This is a genomic window from Aureimonas pseudogalii (assembly GCF_014196835.1).
Taxonomy (GTDB): domain Bacteria; phylum Pseudomonadota; class Alphaproteobacteria; order Rhizobiales; family Rhizobiaceae; genus Aureimonas; species Aureimonas pseudogalii.
Window position 1 is genome coordinate 131,369 of the sequence record NZ_JACIEK010000003.1, and the last position, 18,461, is coordinate 149,829.

Consider the following 18,461-nt stretch of genomic DNA (forward strand, 5'->3'; position numbering starts at 1 on the left):
CTGGATTGTCGGGCGGTCAGGCGCGCGCGACCTCCCAGCCGAGCGGCGGCTCGCGGTCGAGGATCTCGTCCACCTTCGTGTCGCGGATCTCGCGGATCGTGTCGGCGCCGGACTTGTCGAGATAGCGGCTCATGCCGTCGAGGATGCGGATCGGCAGCTCCGGCCCGGAATACACGAGCGCAGTGTAGAGCTGCACGAGATCGGCGCCCGCCTCCATCTTGCCGAGCGCCGTGCGCGCGCTCTCCACGCCGCCGACGCCGATGATCGGGAAGTCCGGCCCGAGCGCCCGGCGGAAGGCGGCCACGGCATAGGACGAGCGCGTGTAGAGCGGCCGGCCCGACAGGCCGCCCTGCTCGTCGGCGTTGCGCCGGCCCTCGACGCCATGGCGCGAGAGCGTCGTGTTGGAGACGATCAGCCCGTCGACGCCGCGCTTTAGTGCCGTCTCCGAAATCGCGGCGACGTCGTCGAGCGACAGGTCGGGCGCGACCTTGAGGAACAGCGGCTTGCGCTCCGTCGCGGCGATCGCGGCGGCGCCGTCGCGCGCGGCGACGGCGTGCTTCAGCAGGTCGTCGAGGTCCGAGCCCTTCTGCAGGTTGCGCAGGCCCGGCGTGTTGGGCGACGAGATGTTGATCGTCAGGTAGCTGCCGAGCGCCTCGAAGCGATGGATGCCGGTGACGTAGTCGTCCACCCGGTCGGTCGAATCCTTGTTGGCGCCGACATTGATGCCGACGATGCCGGCCTTGCGCGCCCGTGCCTCCAGCCGCTCGGCGACCTCGGCATGGCCCTCGTTGTTGAAGCCCAGCCGGTTGATGACGGCGAAGGATTCCGGCAGCCGGAAGACCCGCGGCTTGGCGTTGCCCTCCTGTGGCAGGGGCGTGACGGTGCCGATCTCCACGAAGCCGAAGCCGAGCCGCAGCGCCGCATCGGGCACCTCGGCGTTCTTGTCGTAACCTGCGGCGAGCCCGAGCGGATTGGGAAAGGTGAGGCCGGCCACGCTCACCCTCAGACGCGGATCGAGCGGAATGTCGCGGCGCGACACCAGCCCGCGCTTCAACGCCTCGACCGAGAGCCAGTGCGCGCGCTCGGCGTCGAGCTTGAAGAGCAGCGGGCGGGCCGCCCGGTAGAGCCGGCTCATCGAACGCTCGCAGGAAACACATGCGCGCCGTCCGCATCCACCGGAATGTCCTCGACATAGAGCACGGCATCGAGCGGCAGGGGGGCGTAGAGATGCGGAAAGAGGTCGCCGCCGCGCGAGGGCTCCCAGCGCAGCGCCTCGCCCAGGGGCGCCGGATCGACGGCCACCATGACGAGCGGTACGACGCCAGCGAAATGGCGCCGCGCCGTCTCGCGCAGCTGGGCGCCGGTCGAGAGATGGATGAAGCCGTCGGCGAGATCGACCGGCGCCCCCTCGAAGCGGCCCGTCGCCTCGGCTTCGAGCCAATCCGCGCGCGGCGTCAATTTGTAGATGGGAGCGTGTGAAACCATGGGATTCGCGTGCCAGAGACGGACGCGAAAATCAATCTCGCGGCGCCGCCGCGGGCGCTGCGGCCGAACGTGTCGCATGGGCGTCGCAGCTCGCGGCGAGAAAGCGGTTCATCTCGCCCATCGACGCATCGGCGGCCCGCGAGGCGAAGGCCTGGAACACATGGCATCCGCCGGGCCAGACCGAGAGCGTCGTCCCGTTCCCCGCCGCCTGCCAGCGGGAGGCCATGAACAGCGTGTCGTCCAGCAGCAGATCGCGCGTTCCCACCGTAAAAAGTGCGGGCGGCAGGCCGGTTAGATCCGCGTAGAGCGGCGAGACGGCGGGGTCGCGCCGGTCGAACTCGGGCGGCACGAAGCGCGTGGCGAAGGCCTCGACGTCGCCGGTGTTCAGGATCAACCGCTCTCCGCCGAAGCGGCGTACGCTTGGGGTCATCGACAGGTCGAAGCAGCCGGCCACGAGATTGGCGCCCGCGAAGGGGGTCAGTCCGTGCCGGTCGCGCAGACGCAGGAGCGTGACGGCGGCCAGATGCGCGCCCGCCGATTCGCCGCCGATCGCCAGGAAGCCGGTGGGCAGATCGTCGATTCTCCCGGCGGCGAGCGCGAGCGCGGCATCCTCGCAATCGTCCGGTCCGGCCGGAAAGGGATGCTCGGGTGCGAGGCGATAATCGACCGACACCACCGCGAGGCCCGTCGCCTCCGCGAGCGCCCGCAGGCGCGGGTCGTTCTCGACGGCTTCGCCGAACACCCAGCCGCCGCCGTGGAAATGCAGATAGGTGCCGCGCTCGGGCCGGCACGTGGGCCGCAGGACGCGCAGCGGAATGGAATGCCCGCCGCGCCCACGCAGAAGGCTCTCGCACGCCGCGGGATCGGGCACCAGCGCCGGGAAGACGCCGCGGCCCTCGCGGCGGGCTTGGCGCACGACGTCGAGCGGCAGGCTCCAGGGCGAGGGGCGAGCGGCCTGGAAGGCGGCGATCTCGGCGTTCATGGCGGCGAGTTCCGGGTCGTCGGGCCCGAAGGCGTCGGGGGTCGGCATCGGGTAGGTCTCTTTCGTGAACGCTCTCGGCGTTCGGCGCATTGTAGCAGCACGCGCGGCGCAGCGAAGCCGCCTTGCGCGCCGAACCGGAGAGCGACATGCAGACACCCGACCGCCAGTTCCTCGAGCGGCTCTCGATCGAGACGCGCGGGCGCGAGATGCGCGAGATCACCTCCACTGTTGCCGACGTGCTGCGGCGACAGGGCGCCCGCGACGGGCTGCTCACCGTCTTCATCCGGCACACCTCGGCCTCGCTCACGATCCAGGAGAACGCCGACCCGGACGTGCGGGTCGATCTTCTCGACACCCTCGACCGGCTCGCGCCGGCCGACGCTCCCTACATCCACACGATCGAGGGACCGGACGACATGCCGGCGCACGTGAAGACCGCACTCACCGACACCAGCCTGTCGATTCCCGTGGAGGGCGGGCGCATGGTGCTCGGGACCTGGCAGGGGCTCTACGTCGTGGAGCATCGCTCCCGGCGCCATGTGCGCGACGTCGTGCTGCATTACCTGGGGACGGCACGCGATTGAGGCGTGGCGCGCGCTCGTGCTGGTTGCGGCGCGTGTGAAGCGGCGGCATCCTCACGCCGTCGTGACGATGCGACGGGGCGAGGAGAGCGAGATCCATGCTGAAGGAATTCCGGGAATTCGCCCTCAAGGGCAACATGGTCGATCTCGCGATCGGCATCATCATCGGCGCCGCCTTCTCGGGGCTCGTCAATTCGATCGTCGCCGATCTCATCATGCCGATCGTCGGGCTCGCCACCGGCGGCGTCGACTTCACCAACAAGTTCGTCGGCCTCGGCGGGGGCGTCACCGCGGCGACGCTGGCGCAGGCGCGCGAGCAGGGTCCGGTCCTGGCCTACGGCAACTTCCTCACGCTGCTCATCAACTTCCTCATCGTCGCTTTCGTCCTCTTCATGGTGGTGAAGGGCATGAACCGCCTGAAGCGCAAGGAGGAGGCCAAGCCCCCCGAGGCCAAGGACGTGCCGCGCGAGGAAAAGCTCCTCGAAGAGATCCGCGATCTCCTTGCCAAGGGCGGCACCGCGCGGCCCGGTCAGGTGCCCGGCACCGACTTCTGACGGCGCCTCGCCGATCGTCATGCATCGTCCGCGAGGGGTTGACGCACGCCTTTGAAAGATCGAGTCGGAGCGTCATTGGCCACCGGATCGTCGGCGGCGCGAACGATCTGTGAGACCCCTAGGGATGAGCCATCTGCATCGACTTCGTCCCGGCGCCCTCGCAGCGCCGGAAAGCGGCATCGTCGCCGTGATCAACCACGGCCGCCTGCGCGAAGGGTTGATCCCGCTCTGGGCGGGCGAGGGCGACCTGCCGACGCCCGCCTTCATCGCGGATGCCGCCGCCGAGGGGCTGAAGCGCGGCGAGACCTTCTACACCTGGCAGCGCGGCATTCCCGAGCTGCGCGGTGCGCTGGCCGACTATACGACGCGGCTCTACGGCCGCGAGACGAGCGCCGAGCGGATCTTCGTCACGGGATCGGGCATGCATGCGATCCAGACGGTGGTGTCCGCGCTGGTGGGAGAGGGCGACGAGATCCTCTTCGTCGCGCCGCTTTGGCCCAATTTCGCGGCCGCCGCCGGGCTGTCGGGCGCGACGCCCGTCGAGGTCTCGCTGGAGTTCGGCGAGGCCGGCTGGAGCCTCGATCTCGACCGGCTGCGCGCCGCCGTCACCCCGCGCACCAAGGCGATCTTCGTCAACACGCCGAACAACCCCACCGGCTGGACCGCCGACCGGGCCACCATCGCGGCGATCCTCGAACTGGCGCGCGAGCGCGGCATCTTCGTGATCGCCGACGAGATCTACTCCCGCTTCTACTATGCAGGCGCCCGCGCGCCGTCGTTCCACGACGAGATGCAGGACGGCGATCCGCTGATCTTCATCAATTCCTTCTCGAAGAACTGGGCGATGACCGGCTGGCGGATCGGCTGGATCGAGGCGCCGGAGAGCTTCGGCAATCTCATCGAGAACCTCATTCAGTATTCGAATTCCGGCGTCGCGGCCTTCATGCAGCGCGGCGCGGTGGCGGCGGTCGAGGGCGGCGAGGCCTTCGTGGAAGAGCAGATCGCGCGGGCGCACAAGGCGCGCGACATCTTCTGCAACATCCTCCTCGCCACCAACCGGGTGCAGATCTCCCGGCCCGAAGGCGCGTTCTACGCCTTCTTCGCGATCGACGGGATCGAGGACGGCTATGCCGCGGCCTTCCGGCTGGTGGACGAGGCCGGCGTCGGCCTCGCGCCCGGCACCGCCTTCGCGCCGACGACGGGGCGCTACCTGCGCGCCTGCTTCCACCGGCGGCTGGACGAGGTGGAGGAGGCCGCCCGGCGCATCGCGGACTGGATCGGGCGCCAGGGGTGAAGCCGGCCGTCGCTTCCCTCGGTCGTCTGGCTCTGACGCTTGTGCTTGGCGGCGCTGGCGGCGCGCTTGCGGCCTTCGTGGACCTGCCGGTCGCCTGGCTGCTCGGCGCCACCGTCGCCGTGGCGGCCGCGAGCCTCGCGGGCGTGCCGATCCACATTCCCGCGCGGGTGCGCGACGCGACGTTCTTCGTGCTCGGCATTCAGGCGGGATCCGGCGTCACGCCGGACGTGGTGAACCAGCTGACGCTCTGGCCGCTGTCCTTCGCCATCCAGATGATCGGCGTCGCTGGCGTGGTGGTCGCCACCAATCTCTTCCTGCAGCGCGTCTTCGGCTGGGACCGCGAGACCGCGCTCTTCGCGTCGCTGCCGGGCGCCATGTCCTTCGTGCTGGCGGCCGCCACCGAGACGCGGGCCGACATGACCCGCATCATCGTGGTTCAATCGACGCGCCTCCTGCTCCTCATCGGCGTCCTCACGCCACTTCTCGGCTGGCTGGAGGGCGGCGAGGCGCTGCAGACCGGCCTTCGCGGCGGCATCGTGGGCGCGCCCTGGCAATATGCGGCGCTGGTCGGCGTCTGCCTCGCCTTCGCGTGGATCGGCATCCGCTCGCGCGTGCCCGGCGGGCTGATCCTCGGAGCGCTCATCGGCAGCGCGCTGCTGCACGGCACCGAGATCGCGCCCGTCGCCATTCCGCAATGGATCGCCATTCCCGCGCTCGTGGTGCTCGGCTGCACCATCGGCGGCCGGCTGCGGCGCGAGGATCGGCGCGCCATGGTGGAACTGCTGCCGGCCTCGCTCGGCGCCTTCGCGATCGGCATCGTGCTGTCGGGCTTGGCCGGGCTGGCGGCGCTGGCCCTTCTTGGCATCTCCTTCGGCAAGATCGCGCTGGCCTACGCGCCGGGCGCGCTGGAGGCGCTGACGGTGCTGGCCTTTCAGTTCGATCTCGATCCCGCCTATGTCGCGGCCCACCACGTCGTGCGCTTCGTCGCGCTCGCCCTGCTCGTGCCGGTGCTGGCGCGGCGCCTGCCGCGCACCGTCAGCAATGCCAGCATCGTCGCCCGGCAGGGGGCCCCGGCGGAAGCGGCGCGCGATACCGAGGACGGCGATCCGCCGCGCTGAACGAAAAAGGGCCGGACGACGTCCGGCCCTCGTGCCTCATCCCGATCGCCGTAAAGGCGATCAGCCGCCGGCCTGCGCCACCAGAAGCGCAGGCGTGCGCTCGCGCTGCGTCTCGGCGGGCTGCTGTTCGCTGGCGAAGGGAATTCCCACGGCGTTCCAGGTCTCGACCAGCGCCGCCGTCAGTGCCGCGATCAGCGCGTCGTCGTGGAGCGGCGTCGGCGTCACGCGCAGCCGCTCGGTGCCGCGCGGCACGGTGGGGTAGTTGATCGGCTGGATGTAGATGCCGTGAACTTCGAGCAGCCGGTCACTGGCTTTCTTGCAGAGCTCGGCATCGCCCACGAGGATCGGCACGATATGCGTGTCGGACGCCATCACCGGCAGATCGGCGACCGCGAAGGCACGCTTGGCCTGCGCGGCCTGTCGCTGCTGGCCTTCGCGCTCGGTGCCGGAGGCCTTGAGGTGGCGGATCGAGGCGACCGCCGCGGCGGCGAGCGCCGGCGGCAGCGCGGTGGTGAAGATGAAGCCCGGCGCGTAGGAGCGCACGGAGTCGACCAGCGCCCGCGAGCCCGCGATGTAGCCGCCGAGAACCCCGAAGGCCTTGGCCAGCGTACCCTCGATCACGTCGAGCCGATGCGCCACGCCGTCGCGCTCGCTGATGCCGCCGCCGCGCGCGCCGTACATGCCGACCGCGTGCACCTCGTCGATATAGGTCATCGCGTTGTAGCGCTCGGCGAGATCGCAGATTTCGGCGATCGGCGCGATGTCGCCGTCCATCGAATAGACGCTCTCGAAGACGATCAGCTTCGGCCGCGCGGGGTCGGCGGCCTTCAGCAGCTCTTCGAGATGGCCGAGATCGTTGTGCCGGAACACCTGCTTGCGGCAGCCGGACTTGCGCACGCCCTCGATCATCGAAGCGTGGTTCAGCTCGTCCGAGAGGATCAGGCAGTCCGGCAGCAGCTTGGCGATGGTCGAGATCGACGCCTCGTTGGACACGAAGCCGGACGTGAAGACGAGCGCGGCTTCCTTACCGTGGAGATCGGCGAGCTCGCGCTCCAGCGCGACGATCGGATGGTGCGTGCCGGAGATGTTGCGCGTGCCGCCGGCGCCCGAGCCCATGCCCTGCGCAGTCTCGGTCATCGCCGAGATGACGGACGGGTGCTGGCCCATGCCGAGATAGTCGTTCGAGCACCAGACGGTGATCTCGCGCGTTCCGCCGTCATGGTGCCAGAGCGCGGCAGGAAAGCGGCCGGCGATCCGTTCGAGCTCGGCGAAGACGCGGTAGCGACGCTCGGCATGCAGCGCTTCGATCGCGGACTCGAAGTGGGATTGATAGTCGATCATCCAGAACTCCTTCGTGAGAAGCGTTCTAAGATCGAGCGTTTCCAAAGTCCACGGACAGAATGTCCAAGCCTGCGGCGAGCCTGCTGCGCCTGCCTTGCGGAGACTGCATGGCTCGCGGCCTTCAACGTTCGTCTTCGCCGGCGGGCACCTCGTTGGCCGGGGCGACGGGTGGGGCGTCCGAGCGGGCGCGCGCCTGCTGCTTGCGGCGCTTCAGGTTCTCCTTCAGCGTCTCTTCCAGACGTTTCTGGCGCTGCAGCTTGGCGGGGTCGATCGGCGCGTGGTCGCTCATCGCAGCAGGATACCGAAGGGACGCAGGCGGGTTCAAGGCGTTCGCACCGTTTCTCGCAGCGCCGTCTCGACGCTTTGCGGGGGATGCCAGCCGGTGGCCGCACGGAAGCGCCGGTCGTCCATCACGAAGTCGGCGAACAGCCGATCGAACGTGGCGCGCTGACCGAGGGCGCCGGCGGCGGCCCGCAGCAGCGGCAGCGGCGCGCCGACCAGCCGCGGCGAGCGCCCTTTCAGCTGGCGAACGTAGGCGACGAGATCGCCGATCCGCCACGGCGGGCCGTCCGCGACGAGAAACGTGCCCGCCAGCGTCTCGTGCTCGACGGCGATCGCGAGGGCATCCGCGGCGTTGGCGACCGAGAGGAGCGAGCGCCGGGCCGAGGATCGCGCGAAGGGCAGGGGCAGCGGGCTGCGCGCGAGCTTGAGCACCATCGCCAGCCCGCCGCGCCCGCCCGGCCCGTAGACCGGCGGCAGGCGCAGCACCACGGCGTGCGTCGGCGTGCCCGCCAGCGCCTGTCGAAGGCCCTCTTCGCCCGCGCGCTTCGAGGCGGCATAGGCGTTCTGCGGCGCGAGCCTTGCGTCCTCGTCGACCGGAGCCGTGCTCGGCGCGTGCACGAGATTGGTGGAGGCGAAGACGAAGCACCCGACGCCTTCGCGAGCCGCGCGCGCGGCCAGCGCCTTCGTGCCCGCGCCGTTGGCGCGCATCAGCGCGGCGTCGTCATCGGCCGCGCGCTCGCCCCGTTGCGGGTTGAGCGCGGCCAGATGCACCACCGCGTCGATCCCGGTCGGCCAGCCCGTCCAGGCACCGATCTCGGCGAGATCTGCCGGCACGCCGCCTTCGCCCCGGCGCAGCGGCACGACCTCGTGGCCGCGCGCTTGGAGGGTGGGAACGAGCGTTCGGCCGACGAAGCCGGCTGCGCCGGAGACGAGAATGCGCATGGGTCGACTGGTCCTCGCTGCGCCGGCGCTTGCCCCGGCGGCGTTCTTGCTGCAATCGCTGGCGCCATGAAGCGCGTGTTCGACATCGTGGCAAGTCTCGGCGGCCTCCTGGTCTTCGCGCTGCCGATCGCCATCCTCGCCTGGCGCATCCGCCGCGACAGCGACGGGCCGGGCCTGTTCGCGCAGGCGCGCGTCGGCCGGCACCAGCGGATCTTCGTCTGCTACAAGCTGCGCACCATGCGCGCCGACACGGCCAATGCCGCGACGCACGACACGCCGAGTTCGGCCGTGACGCCGCTCGGCACGACCCTGCGCAAGTGGAAGCTCGACGAGCTGCCGCAGCTCTGGAACGTCCTGAAGGGCGAGATGAGCCTCGTCGGCCCTCGACCGAGCCTGCCCATGCAGGCCGAGGTGATCCATGAGCGGGCGGCGCGCGGGGTCTACGCGCTGCGGCCGGGCATCACGGGATTGGCGCAGGTGCACGACATCGACATGGCCGATCCCCGGCGCCTTGCGGAGGCCGATGCCCGCTACCTCGCCGAGCGCTCCTTCCTCGGCGATCTCGTCCTGATCCTGCAGACGGTGACGGGGCGCGGCGTCGGCGACCATGTCGCCCGCTGACGATGGGCCGGCCATTCGACTGGCCACCTGGAACATTCATGGCTTCAAGGGCGAGGGCCGGCGGCCCGACCCCGACCGCACGCTCGATCTGATCGACGGCTTCGGTGCCGACATCGTCGCGCTTCAGGAGGTGGACGGGCGCTCGCATCTCGGGCGCCTGCCGGGCGCGTTCGAGCGCTTGGCGAGGCGATGGCCGCAAGGGATCGTCGAGGCCCGGCTTTTCGGCTCGGGCGAGAAAGCCTACGGCCACGCCCTGTGGAGTCGCTGGCCCATCCTCGGCGCCGAGGTTCGGTTGCTGCCCGGACCGGGCTTGGAGCCGCGTGCGTTGATCGACGCCACGGTGGACACGCCGATCGGCCCGCTGCGGGTGCTTGCCGCCCATTTCGGCCTGAGGCCGGCCGCGCGGCGGGCGCAGGCCGATTTCCTGCTGTCGCTGCCGCGCGGCGGCGGCGCAACCGTCGCGCTGGGTGACTTCAACGAATGGCGCAGCGACGGCGGCGTCCACCGGCGTCTTGCGCAAGATTTCCCGGTGTCGCTGCGGTCGCTGACCTGGCCGGTGCGACGTCCGCTCGTCGCCTTCGATCGGATCTATGCGAGCGCCGGCCTTTCACTCACGGCCGTTGCGCCGCCCGTTGGCGCCCGCGCCGCATCCGACCATTGGCCCGTCATCGCTGATCTGCGCCGCACGAGCAACTAGCGACGCCCGCCGCTTTGGCGGGGGTCGAACGCGTCGCGCAGGCCGTCGCCGAGCAGCTGGAAGCCGAGCACGGCGAGGGCGATGGCGCAGCCCGGCACGATCGCGAGCCAGGGTGCGCTGGCGAGATAGGTCTGCGAGTCCGCGAGCATCCGGCCCCAGGAGGGCGCGGGCGGCGGCAGGCCGAGGCCGAGAAAGCCGAGGCCCGCCTCGGTGACGATGGCGAGGCCGAGTTGGATCGACGCCTGCACCGCAAGATCTCCCGCGATGTTGGGCAGCACGTGCCGGCGCGCGATGGCGGCGCCGCCGACCCCGAGAGAGCGGGCGGCGGCTACGAAATCCCGCGCCAGGATGCGCCGGGCGCCGGCCCGCGTCACGCGCGCGAAGACCGGCACGATGAACACGGCGATGGCCGTCACCGCGCTGGCGAACCCCGTGCCGAGCGCCGCGCCGAGCATCATCGCCGAGAGCACAGGCGGAAAGGCGAAGAGCACGTCCATACAGCGCATCGCAAGCCCATCTGCCCAGCCCGGCCGCTCGGCGGCGAGGAGCCCGACCGCGCAACCGACGAGCGCCCCCGCCGACACCGCGAGAACCGCGACGAGCAGCGAGTTTCCGGCGCCGAGCATCACGAGCGACAGGATGTCCCGTCCGAGCTGATCGGTGCCGAGCCATCCGCTCTCGATCGGAGCGTGGAAGCGGGCGGCGAGGCGCATGCGCAGCGGCGGGGCGACGGGCGTCCAGACCTGCGCCAGAAGCGCGACCGCGGCAAGCAGCCCGACGAGGCCGCCGCCGGCGACGAGGCGGGCGTTGAGCCGGCGGCTCATGCCTGCGACCTCAGGCGCGGGTCGATCCAGAGATGGAGGAGATCGACGAGCCCGTTGACCACCACGACGCTGCCGGCGAACAGCAGGGCCACGGCCTGAACCGTCATGAGATCGCGCTGCTGCAGAGCGAGATAGGCGAGCTGCCCGAGGCCGGGCAGGGCGAAGACGTTCTCCACCAGCACCGTTCCGGCGAGGAGATAGGAGAATTGCAGGCCGATCACGGTGACCACGGGAATGAGGGCGTTACGCACGCCGTGACGCAGAAGCGCGGCGCGTCGCGACAGGCCCTTGGCGAGCGCCGTGCGCATGAAATCCTCGCCGGCGGTATCCAGCACGGCGGCGCGCGTGACGCGCGTCAGCACCGCCGCCTGCGGCAGCGCGAGCGCGAGCGTCGGCAGAGCGAGCGACGAGACGGCGGACGCTCCGGCACTCCAACCGGGAAAGCCCCCCGCCGGCAGCCAGCCGAGATGCGACGAGACGAGGAGGACGAGCAGAAGCCCGATCCAGAAGTTGGGCAGTGCGACGCCGAGTTGCGCGAAGACCGCGGCGAGGTGATCGCTCGGCGACCCGCGCCGCGACGCTGCGAGGATGCCGAGCGGCAGGCCGATGCCGACCGCGAGCAGCAGCGCCGAGGCCGCGAGCGGCAGCGTCACCACCAGTCGCTGGGCGACGAGGTCGGACACCGGCACGCCGTAGGTGATCGAGCGTCCGAAGTCGCCGTGCACCACCCCCGCCAGCCATCGGAGCCAGCGCAGCACGCGGGGTTGGTCGAGGCCGAGCTCGGTGCGAAGCGCCGCCAGCGTGTCGGGGCGGGCGGCGGTGCCGAGCATCACCGCCGCCGGATCGCCCGGCAGGAGGTTCATCACCGCGAAGACGATCGCAGAGACCGCGACGAGAAGGGCGAGGAGGATCGCCGTTCGCCGCGCGAGCGAGGCCATCATGCGCGAGAAGCCACCCGTGGCGCCTATTCGCGCCAGCGCACGTCGGTGAGGTCGTTCGAGGGGATGGGCTCGTCGTGCCAGAGCCCGTCCAGCCGCTTGTCCCACAGCCCGAGCTTCGGCATCACGAAGAGGTAGAGGGCGGGAAGATCCTGGGCGAGACGCGCCTGTGCCTCGCCGTAGAGCGACAGCCGACGGGCCTCGTCGACGCTGGCCTCGGCCTGCGCGATCAGCGCGTCGAACTCGGGATTGCGATAGCCAAAATAATAGTCGGGCCGGGCGTAGATGCCGATGTCCATCGGCTCGGCATGGGCGACGATGGTCATGTCGAAGTCGTGGCCCTTCAGCACCTGATCGACCCAGACCGCGGGGAACTCGGTCGGCACGATGATCAGCGTCACGCCGATCTCGGCGAGGAACCCTTGCAGGATCTCGGCCGACCGTGTGGCGTAGGCCATCTGCGGGCTGCGAATGGTCATCGTAAAGCCATCGGGATAGCCGGCCTCCGCCAGCAGGGTTTTCGCGGCGTCCGGGTCGTAGGGGGCGACGCCGGTGAGGTCGCGGAAGCCTGGACCGTTCGGCGTGTAGTGGCTGCCGATCGGCGTGCCGTAGCCGCCCCAGGCCGCGTCCACCAGCGCCTGCCGGTCGATCGCCATCATCAGCGCGCGGCGCACGCGCGGATCGTCGAACGGCTTGCGACGCTCGTTGAGGCCGGCGACGACCTTCAGTTCGGTGTTGCCCGCGACGGCGGCGAAACGCCCGTCCGTCTCGAAGGCGGCGAAGAGTTCGGGCGTGCCGAACTCGGGAAAGGCATCGACGTCTCCGGCGCGCATGGCGGCGGCCTGCGCCTGCGGATCGGTGATGAATCGGAACGTTGCGCTCGCCAGCACCGGGGCCGCCGACTTGTCCCAATAGGTCTCGCTACGCACGAGGCGGACCCGGTCTCCCTGCCGCCACTCGGCGAAGCGGAAGGGGCCGGTGCCCACCGGCTGCGCGCGGTTGGTCTCGGCCGAACCGGGCTCCACCATCACGCTCGCGGGCCATCCGAGCCAGGTGAGAAGGTTGCCGGAGGGCGCCTTCAGCTGCAGCACCAGCGTCGCGGGGTCGGGCGTCTCGATCGATTCGATGCCCGTGAAGAACTGCTTCTGCGGGTTGGTCGAGGCCTCGCCGCGCGCCCGGTCGAGCGAGAACTTGGCCGTCGCGGAATCGAAGGCCGCACCATTGTGGAAGATCGCGCCTTCCACGAGCCGGAAGGTCACGGTGCGTCCGTCCGGCGAAACCGTCCACTCGCGGGCGAGCTGCGGGCGCACCGCGCCGCTCTCGTCGATGCGCGTCAGGCCCTCGAAGACGTTCTGCCAGACGACCTGGCCGATGGCTGCGGGTGCCGCGATCGTCGGGTCGAGGCCGGCGGGCTCGATGCCCATGCCGATCGTCACGTCGTCGCGCGGCGCTGCTGCGGCTGGAACCGGGACGCCTGCCGCCATGGTCGCGAGGGCGAAGCATGCCGAGACGAGGGCGGTTCGCAAATGTTGGCGCATCGAGGGCGACTCCGTCGTCGAGAAAGGGCGGACCATCTGGGCCGCGAGGCCCGAAGGCGCGCCTAGCCATCATAACCCGGCGCGATTGTCGAGGCCGAACGGTTCTGCGCCGGGCGGGCGTGATTGTTGACGGAGCTGGTCATGTTTGATTACGAGCAGAGCAGCGAGCGAGGAACAGCGATGTCACAGCGAGGCCTGCGGATCGACGAACGGCACGGCGGCCGCGGGGAAGGAGACGGCGAATGGGCGTGCTGACCTCGCGGCTCGATGTGCCGCTCGACGACCCTCATGGCTTTCTCGAACACCTGAAGGCGCATCTGCCGGACGCGATCCCGACGGATGCGGTCCTCGGCGAGGCGACGGTGATCGATCTCTACGGCGCGCGCACCCGGCTGGACTTTCGCGGCTCGGTGCTGCGGATCGACGTGGAGGGCGAGGAGGCCGGGGCGCTCGGCATCGCCAAGGGAACCGCCGCCTATTACGTGCAGCACATTCTCGGCGACCGGTGCCCGGACCTTCGCTGGAGCGGCGACGGCGCCGGCACGCGCGATCTCGCCCATTTTCGCGAGATGCGCGTGGTCTCGGCCTTCGACGTGACGCCGCGCATGCGCCGCGTGCGGCTGGCCGGTGCCGAGCTCGCGCGATTCGCGACCGGCGGCCTGCACGTCCGGCTGGCGATTCCGCCGGCGGGACGTGCACCCGTCTGGCCGCATGCGGGCGCCGCCGCGCTGCCGGTCTGGCCGACGGGTGAGGATACGCTGGCGACGCGCGTCTACACGATCCGGGCGATCGACCCGGATGCAGGGCATCTCGACATCGACGTCGCGCTACACGAGCCGCCGAGCGTCGGTTGCCGCTGGGCCTGCGAGGCCCGGCCGGGCGATCGCGTGGGCATTCTCGGGCCGGGCGGCGACGGAACCAAGCCGGCCGGCTGGACGCTGCTGCTCGGCGACGAGACGGCGCTGCCGGCCATCGCGCGGATGCTGGAGACCCTGCCGGCCAATGCTCGCGGACAGGCCTTTCTGGAGGTCGCCGACGCCGGGGAGGAGCAGGCGCTGCGCCATCCCGCCGGATTCGAGGTGCACTGGCTGCATCGCGGCGACCGGCCGCCTGGGACCACCGATCTCCTGATCGAGGCCGCTCGCTCGGCGGCGTGGCCGGACGAGGGCGGCGTCTATGTCTGGGCGGCCGCGGAGTTCGCGGCGTTCAAGGAGATCCGGCATCACTGCCGCAAGGAGCGTGGCCTCAAGAAAGGCCAGCATCTAGCGGTCGCCTACTGGCGGCGGGGCCGGCTGCAGGGCGACGACGAGGCCGACGATCACGAATGATCGTCAAGCCCTGCGCTCCTCGCTGTAGACCATGAGCGTCGAGCCAATGAGCGCCAGCACGATGCCCGCGAAACTCGCGAGCGAGGGCAGGGTGCCGTAGAAGGCGAGTGAGAGCACGATCGTCAGCACGGGCGCCAGCGCGTTGGTGCAGGGCGCCACGATCACGGCCTTGCCGCGGCTGAGCGCCATCACGAGGAAGAGCGCGCCGACCGCGTTGAGAAGCTGCGTCGCCGTGGTGAGGCCGATGGCGGCCCAAGGGTAGCCGGTGGCGGGCGCGGTCATCATCGCGAGCGCGACGGGCACGAGGAGCAGCCCGCTCAGCGTCATGTAGGCGAAGGTCGTGCCGTCGTTGACGCCGGCCAGCGCCGCCTTCTTCATGAGGAAGGCCTGCACGCCCCAGCAGAGGCAGATCACCACCGCCATCAGCAGCCAGACCCCGGTGTCGGCCGTGTTGGCGTCGCCGCCGGAGATCGAGAACATCACGATCGACACCAGCGCCAGCACGACGCCGAGAAGGCCGAGCGGGACGATGCGCTCGCGCAGGATGAGGAACGCCATCACCACCGTGATCGCCGGCGAGATCGAGATGACGGGGAAGATGAGATAGGCCGGCCCCACCGTCAGCGCCTTGAAGAGCAGCAACTGGCCGCCTGCGCCGGTCAGCCCGGTCGCGAGCCCGTAGCCCGCCGCGACGGCGCGGCGATCGAGGGCGACGCCGCGCAGCGAGACGGCGCAGGGGATGAGCATCGTGAAGGCCCAGACGACGTAGACCATCTGGTCGGGATAGCCGTACCATTGCGTCGGCAGCGCCGAGAACGCTCCCCAGACGCCCCAGAACAGCACGAGCATGAAGGTGTAGAAGATCCAGCTGCCGTTCGGCCTCGTTGTCATGGTTGGTCCTCCCGTGTCGTGCCGCGTGTCAGCTGCGGCTTGCGGTCTCTTTCAAATGGTCGAGGGCGGCCGGCCCGAGCGGTGTGCCGGCGAGGCCGGCGGCGTAGAGCGCCGCACCGATGACGGGCGCGAACAGCGGCTTGCGCAGTTCGTAGGCGCCCGGCGCGAGGTCCAGCCCGCGGCGGAACCGGTCCATCAGAGCGGCGCCGGCGGAGAACACACCGCCGGAATAGGACACGGGCACGCGCTCCTCGTCGGCGAAGCCGAGGCGCCGGCGCGTCGCCTCCACCACGAGCGCCAGTTCGTCGGCAGCCGCCTGCAGGATGGCGCGGCAGGCCTCGTCTCCCTCCTCGGCCGCCTCGGCGATGGTGCGCGACAGGGCGGCGATCGAGCCGCGCTCGCCCTTCCAACGGTTGAGCACGATGTCGACGACCTCGAGATCGTCGGCCAGTGAAAGGCGCCCGTGCATCAGCGCCATCAGCGGTCCTTCGGGAAGCCGTCCGTCGCTCATCTTGGTAAAGGCGCCGAGGCCTCGGATCGCGATCCAGTAGGCCGAGCCCTCGTCGCCGAAGACCTCGCCCCAGCCGCCGCAGCGCGCCTTGCGACCCCGGTTCTCGCCGTAGGTCATCGAGCCCGTTCCGGCGATGACGTTGATGCCGTCGTCCATGGCGAGCGATCCCGCCCAGCCGCAGACCATGTCGTTGTCGCAGCGATAGCGCCGGTGCCCGAGGGCGGCGGCCGGCGCCTCGTCGAGCGCCGCGACGTCGCCGGCGACCTCGCCATAGGAGGGCAGGCCGAAGAAGGCGAAGGCGATGTCGGCGGGGGCGAGACGGGCGGCGTCGCAGACCTGCGAGACGCCGTCCTGCAGCACCTCGGCGACGAGGCCGATGCCCGCCGAGAAGTAGTAGCAGCTGCGCGTCTCGATCGCGGCGAGACGGTTCCCGTCGCCGTCCAGAAGGCAGAAGGCGGTCTTCGTGCCACCGCCGTCGACGCCGAGGAACACGGTCGACGCCATGGTCTCAGCCCTTCGTCCGGGCGGGCGTCGGATGGATCGTCACCCCCTGCACCACGCGGTTGACCTCGCCGGCGGGGAAGGGATTGTCGGGCGTCAGGCCGTGGCCGAGCGAGAGGGCGAGCGCCAGCATCTGCGCGGGGATGACGGCGACGAGCGCCATCTCGCCGTCGTCGAGATCGCCGAGCCCCGGCAGCGCCCAGCCCTCGCCCGGCCCGCTCTCGCCGCCCGAGATGGCGAGCACCGCGCCGGCCAGCCCGCCCCCCCGAAGCTCGGCGAGGAGGTCGAGATCGTAGGGGCGCGTCGCCGCGTCGTTGGAGAGATAGACGACGACGAGGGTCTCGCGGTCGAGGATCGATTTCGGCCCGTGCCGGAAGCCGAGCGGCGTGTCGAAATAGGAGACGACGCGGCCGGCCGTCAGTTCGAGGAGCTTCAGCGCGGACTCCTGTGCCAGGCCTTTCAACGCGCCGCTGCCGAGATAGACGACGCGCGCGAAGCGCCGTTCGGCGAGCTGGCGGATCGCCTCGCCCTGCGTGGCGATCACCGCCTCCGCTGCCGCTGCCAGCCGCTCCACGCGCGCCGCGTCGTCGGTGCCGCCGCTGAAGGCGAGCAGCGTCGCCAGCATCATCGTGGTGAGGCTCGAGGTCATCGCGAAGGCGCGGTCGTTCGTGGCTTCGGGCATCAGCAGCACGAGCGAATCGTCGCGCGCCGCGTGGCGACGGGCGAGTTCGCCGTCCGCGTTGCAGGTGACGACGAGGTGGTGGACGTCCGGCGACAGGGCATCGGCGATCTGCGTCGCGGCCACGCTCTCGGGGCTGGACCCCGAGCGGGCGAAGGAGACGAGCAGCACCGGCTCGTCCTGCGGAAAGACCTGCTGCGGGCAGGCGACGATGTCGGTGGTGGCGATCGCCTCGACGCGCCGGTCGAGCCATGCGGCCAGAAGCGGCGCCAGCATCTGGCCGGCGAAGGCCGACGTGCCGGCCCCCGAAAGGATCAGGCGCAAATTCGGCTGCGCCAACAGGGGCGCGAGAAAGGCCTCGATGCGGGAGCGCTCGCCCGCCAGCGCTCCCGCCAGTTGCCGCCAGACGCCCGGCTGCTGGGCGATCTCGCGTGCCGTCCAGCCGGCCTTGCGCGCCTCCAGTTCCTCGTTCGACAGGCCGGTGAAATGCGTCATGGCGGAAGCTTTCGCTGGGGTCTCGATCAGACGACGACGAGATGGGGATGGGATTGAGCGGCGAGCGTCGATCGCAGCGCGGGCGGCAGGCCGGCATCGGTGACGAGCACGTCGAGCCGGCGGAGTTCGCAGACGAGATGATGGCCGCCGCGCTCGAACTTCGAGGAATCGGTGACCGCGACGATCTGGCGCGCGACCTCGCACATGATCCGGTTGAGGCTGGCCTCGCGCTCGTTGAAGGTCGTGATGCCGATCTGCGAATCGAACCCGTCGACGCCGAGAAAAAGCGTGTCGAAGCGATATTCCCGCAAGCTCCGCTCGGCCTGTGACCCCGAAAGCGAAAGCGCGGACTTTCGAAGGTGCCCGCCGAGGAGGATGATGTCGATGCCGGGGCAATGCGAGAGTTCCATCGCGATGTCGAGCCCGTTGGTCATCACCACGAGTTCGCGGCGGTCCTTGAGGTTCAGCGCGATCTGATGGGTCGTGGTGCCGGCGTCGAGAAGGATCGTGTCGCCGTCCTTGACGCGCCGGGCGGCCTCGACACCGATCCGCGCCTTGGCCTCCATGTTGAGCTTGCGACGCTCGTTGAAGGCAAGTTCGGCCGCCGCGAGGTTCGACAGCAGCGCCTGACCATGCCGGCGCACAACATGGCCCGAGCGCTCCAGCACGTTCAGGTCGGATCGGATGGTGACGGTGGAGACGCCGAAGCGGTCGGCGAGATCCTCGACCCGCGTCTGGCCCTGCCGGGCCAGAACGGCGACCACCGCATCTCTTCGCTCAAGGCTGGATTTCACGGCGGCTCCCCCTCGGAGCCCATCCTAGAATGCGAATCCGTCAGCACGCCATAGTAAACGAAAGA

At 70.4% G+C, this 18,461-nt stretch carries 20 protein-coding genes; 7 read left to right on the top strand and 13 right to left on the bottom strand.

Going from position 1 to position 18,461, the window contains the following annotated elements:
• Window positions 1-16: 16 nt before the first annotated feature.
• The 3 genes from GGR04_RS09020 to GGR04_RS09030 are packed head-to-tail and all read right to left on the bottom strand — an operon-like array spanning window position 17 to window position 2,515.
• Window positions 17-1,135, bottom strand: coding sequence for a quinone-dependent dihydroorotate dehydrogenase (locus tag GGR04_RS09020; RefSeq protein ID WP_183199526.1), 1,119 nt, complete (start codon window positions 1,133-1,135; stop codon window positions 17-19).
• Window positions 1,132-1,485 carry a DUF952 domain-containing protein gene (locus tag GGR04_RS09025; RefSeq protein WP_183199527.1) on the bottom strand — a complete coding sequence of 118 codons (354 nt, stop codon included), beginning with the start codon at window positions 1,483-1,485 and terminating at the stop codon, window positions 1,132-1,134. The genes GGR04_RS09020 and GGR04_RS09025 overlap by 4 nt, the downstream gene beginning before the upstream one ends.
• 31 nt (window positions 1,486-1,516) lie before the next feature.
• Window positions 1,517-2,515, bottom strand: coding sequence for an alpha/beta hydrolase (locus GGR04_RS09030; RefSeq protein WP_183199528.1), 999 nt, complete (start codon window positions 2,513-2,515; stop codon window positions 1,517-1,519).
• A 98-nt stretch (window positions 2,516-2,613) separates the two neighbouring features.
• On the opposite strand from GGR04_RS09030, the gene GGR04_RS09035 reads away from it, so the two are divergent.
• The 4 genes from GGR04_RS09035 (at window position 2,614) to GGR04_RS09050 (ending at window position 6,014) form a co-directional block, all read left to right on the top strand.
• Window positions 2,614-3,051 carry a secondary thiamine-phosphate synthase enzyme YjbQ gene (locus GGR04_RS09035; RefSeq protein ID WP_183199529.1) on the top strand — a complete coding sequence of 146 codons (438 nt, stop codon included), beginning with the start codon at window positions 2,614-2,616 and terminating at the stop codon, window positions 3,049-3,051.
• 95 nt (window positions 3,052-3,146) lie between these two features.
• On the top strand, window positions 3,147-3,602 hold the full coding sequence (gene mscL / locus GGR04_RS09040) for a large conductance mechanosensitive channel protein MscL (protein WP_183199530.1): 456 nt from the start codon (window positions 3,147-3,149) through the stop codon (window positions 3,600-3,602).
• Window positions 3,603-3,726: 124 nt separating this feature from the next.
• A complete protein-coding gene (locus GGR04_RS09045; RefSeq protein ID WP_183199531.1) occupies window positions 3,727-4,896 on the top strand; it encodes a pyridoxal phosphate-dependent aminotransferase in 1,170 nt (389 codons plus the stop codon).
• Window positions 4,893-6,014, top strand: a complete 1,122-nt coding sequence (locus tag GGR04_RS09050) for an AbrB family protein (protein WP_183199532.1) — start codon at window positions 4,893-4,895, stop codon at window positions 6,012-6,014. The genes GGR04_RS09045 and GGR04_RS09050 overlap by 4 nt, the downstream gene beginning before the upstream one ends.
• A gap of 60 nt (window positions 6,015-6,074) precedes the next feature.
• Here GGR04_RS09050 and hemA read toward each other — a convergent pair whose 3' ends face one another.
• From hemA to GGR04_RS09065, 3 genes are all read right to left on the bottom strand, one after another.
• On the bottom strand, window positions 6,075-7,352 hold the full coding sequence (gene hemA, locus GGR04_RS09055) for a 5-aminolevulinate synthase (RefSeq protein WP_183199671.1): 1,278 nt from the start codon (window positions 7,350-7,352) through the stop codon (window positions 6,075-6,077).
• Window positions 7,353-7,476: 124 nt separating this feature from the next.
• The gene (locus GGR04_RS09060; RefSeq protein WP_183199533.1) at window positions 7,477-7,644 is read right to left on the bottom strand and encodes a hypothetical protein; all 168 of its coding nucleotides are present in this window, start codon (window positions 7,642-7,644) and stop codon (window positions 7,477-7,479) included.
• 32 nt (window positions 7,645-7,676) lie between these two features.
• The gene (locus GGR04_RS09065) at window positions 7,677-8,579 is read right to left on the bottom strand and encodes an NAD-dependent epimerase/dehydratase family protein (RefSeq protein WP_183199534.1); all 903 of its coding nucleotides are present in this window, start codon (window positions 8,577-8,579) and stop codon (window positions 7,677-7,679) included.
• 66 nt (window positions 8,580-8,645) lie between these two features.
• Here GGR04_RS09065 and GGR04_RS09070 point away from each other — a divergent pair, with 66 nt between their 5' ends.
• Together GGR04_RS09070 and GGR04_RS09075 are read left to right on the top strand one after the other, a co-directional pair.
• A complete protein-coding gene (locus tag GGR04_RS09070) occupies window positions 8,646-9,200 on the top strand; it encodes a sugar transferase (protein WP_183199535.1) in 555 nt (184 codons plus the stop codon).
• Window positions 9,187-9,897: an endonuclease/exonuclease/phosphatase family protein gene (locus tag GGR04_RS09075; RefSeq protein ID WP_183199536.1), complete on the top strand. Its 711-nt coding sequence runs from the start codon at window positions 9,187-9,189 to the stop codon at window positions 9,895-9,897. The genes GGR04_RS09070 and GGR04_RS09075 overlap by 14 nt, the downstream gene beginning before the upstream one ends.
• On the opposite strand, the gene GGR04_RS09080 is transcribed toward GGR04_RS09075, so the two are convergent.
• Genes GGR04_RS09080 through GGR04_RS09090 form a run of 3 tightly spaced genes read right to left on the bottom strand, consistent with a single transcriptional unit; the run spans window position 9,894 to window position 13,197 of the window.
• Entirely contained in the window at window positions 9,894-10,721 is an 828-nt protein-coding gene (locus GGR04_RS09080) for an ABC transporter permease (RefSeq protein ID WP_183199537.1), read from the bottom strand. The two genes, GGR04_RS09075 and GGR04_RS09080, sit on opposite strands and share 4 nt — an antisense overlap.
• Window positions 10,718-11,662 (bottom strand): ABC transporter permease, encoded by a 945-nt coding sequence (locus GGR04_RS09085; protein ID WP_183199538.1) that lies wholly within the window; start codon window positions 11,660-11,662, stop codon window positions 10,718-10,720. Before GGR04_RS09085 ends, GGR04_RS09080 begins: the two co-directional genes overlap by 4 nt.
• A gap of 23 nt (window positions 11,663-11,685) precedes the next feature.
• On the bottom strand, window positions 11,686-13,197 hold the full coding sequence (locus GGR04_RS09090; RefSeq protein ID WP_246393034.1) for an ABC transporter substrate-binding protein: 1,512 nt from the start codon (window positions 13,195-13,197) through the stop codon (window positions 11,686-11,688).
• A gap of 242 nt (window positions 13,198-13,439) precedes the next feature.
• On the opposite strand from GGR04_RS09090, the gene GGR04_RS09095 reads away from it, so the two are divergent.
• Entirely contained in the window at window positions 13,440-14,525 is a 1,086-nt protein-coding gene (locus GGR04_RS09095; RefSeq protein WP_183199540.1) for a siderophore-interacting protein, read from the top strand.
• A gap of 3 nt (window positions 14,526-14,528) precedes the next feature.
• Here the strand turns inward: GGR04_RS09095 and GGR04_RS09100 are convergent, their stop codons facing one another.
• The 4 genes from GGR04_RS09100 to agaR are packed head-to-tail and all read right to left on the bottom strand — an operon-like array spanning window position 14,529 to window position 18,396.
• Complete coding sequence (locus tag GGR04_RS09100; RefSeq protein WP_183199541.1) at window positions 14,529-15,416, bottom strand: EamA family transporter; 888 nt, start codon at window positions 15,414-15,416, stop codon at window positions 14,529-14,531.
• Between the two features lie 28 nt (window positions 15,417-15,444).
• Window positions 15,445-16,431 (bottom strand): BadF/BadG/BcrA/BcrD ATPase family protein, encoded by a 987-nt coding sequence (locus tag GGR04_RS09105; protein WP_210291719.1) that lies wholly within the window; start codon window positions 16,429-16,431, stop codon window positions 15,445-15,447.
• Window positions 16,432-16,435: 4 nt separating this feature from the next.
• Complete coding sequence (locus GGR04_RS09110) at window positions 16,436-17,602, bottom strand: SIS domain-containing protein (protein ID WP_183199542.1); 1,167 nt, start codon at window positions 17,600-17,602, stop codon at window positions 16,436-16,438.
• A gap of 26 nt (window positions 17,603-17,628) precedes the next feature.
• Complete coding sequence (gene agaR / locus GGR04_RS09115; protein ID WP_210291720.1) at window positions 17,629-18,396, bottom strand: transcriptional repressor AgaR; 768 nt, start codon at window positions 18,394-18,396, stop codon at window positions 17,629-17,631.
• Window positions 18,397-18,461: the final 65 nt, after the last annotated feature.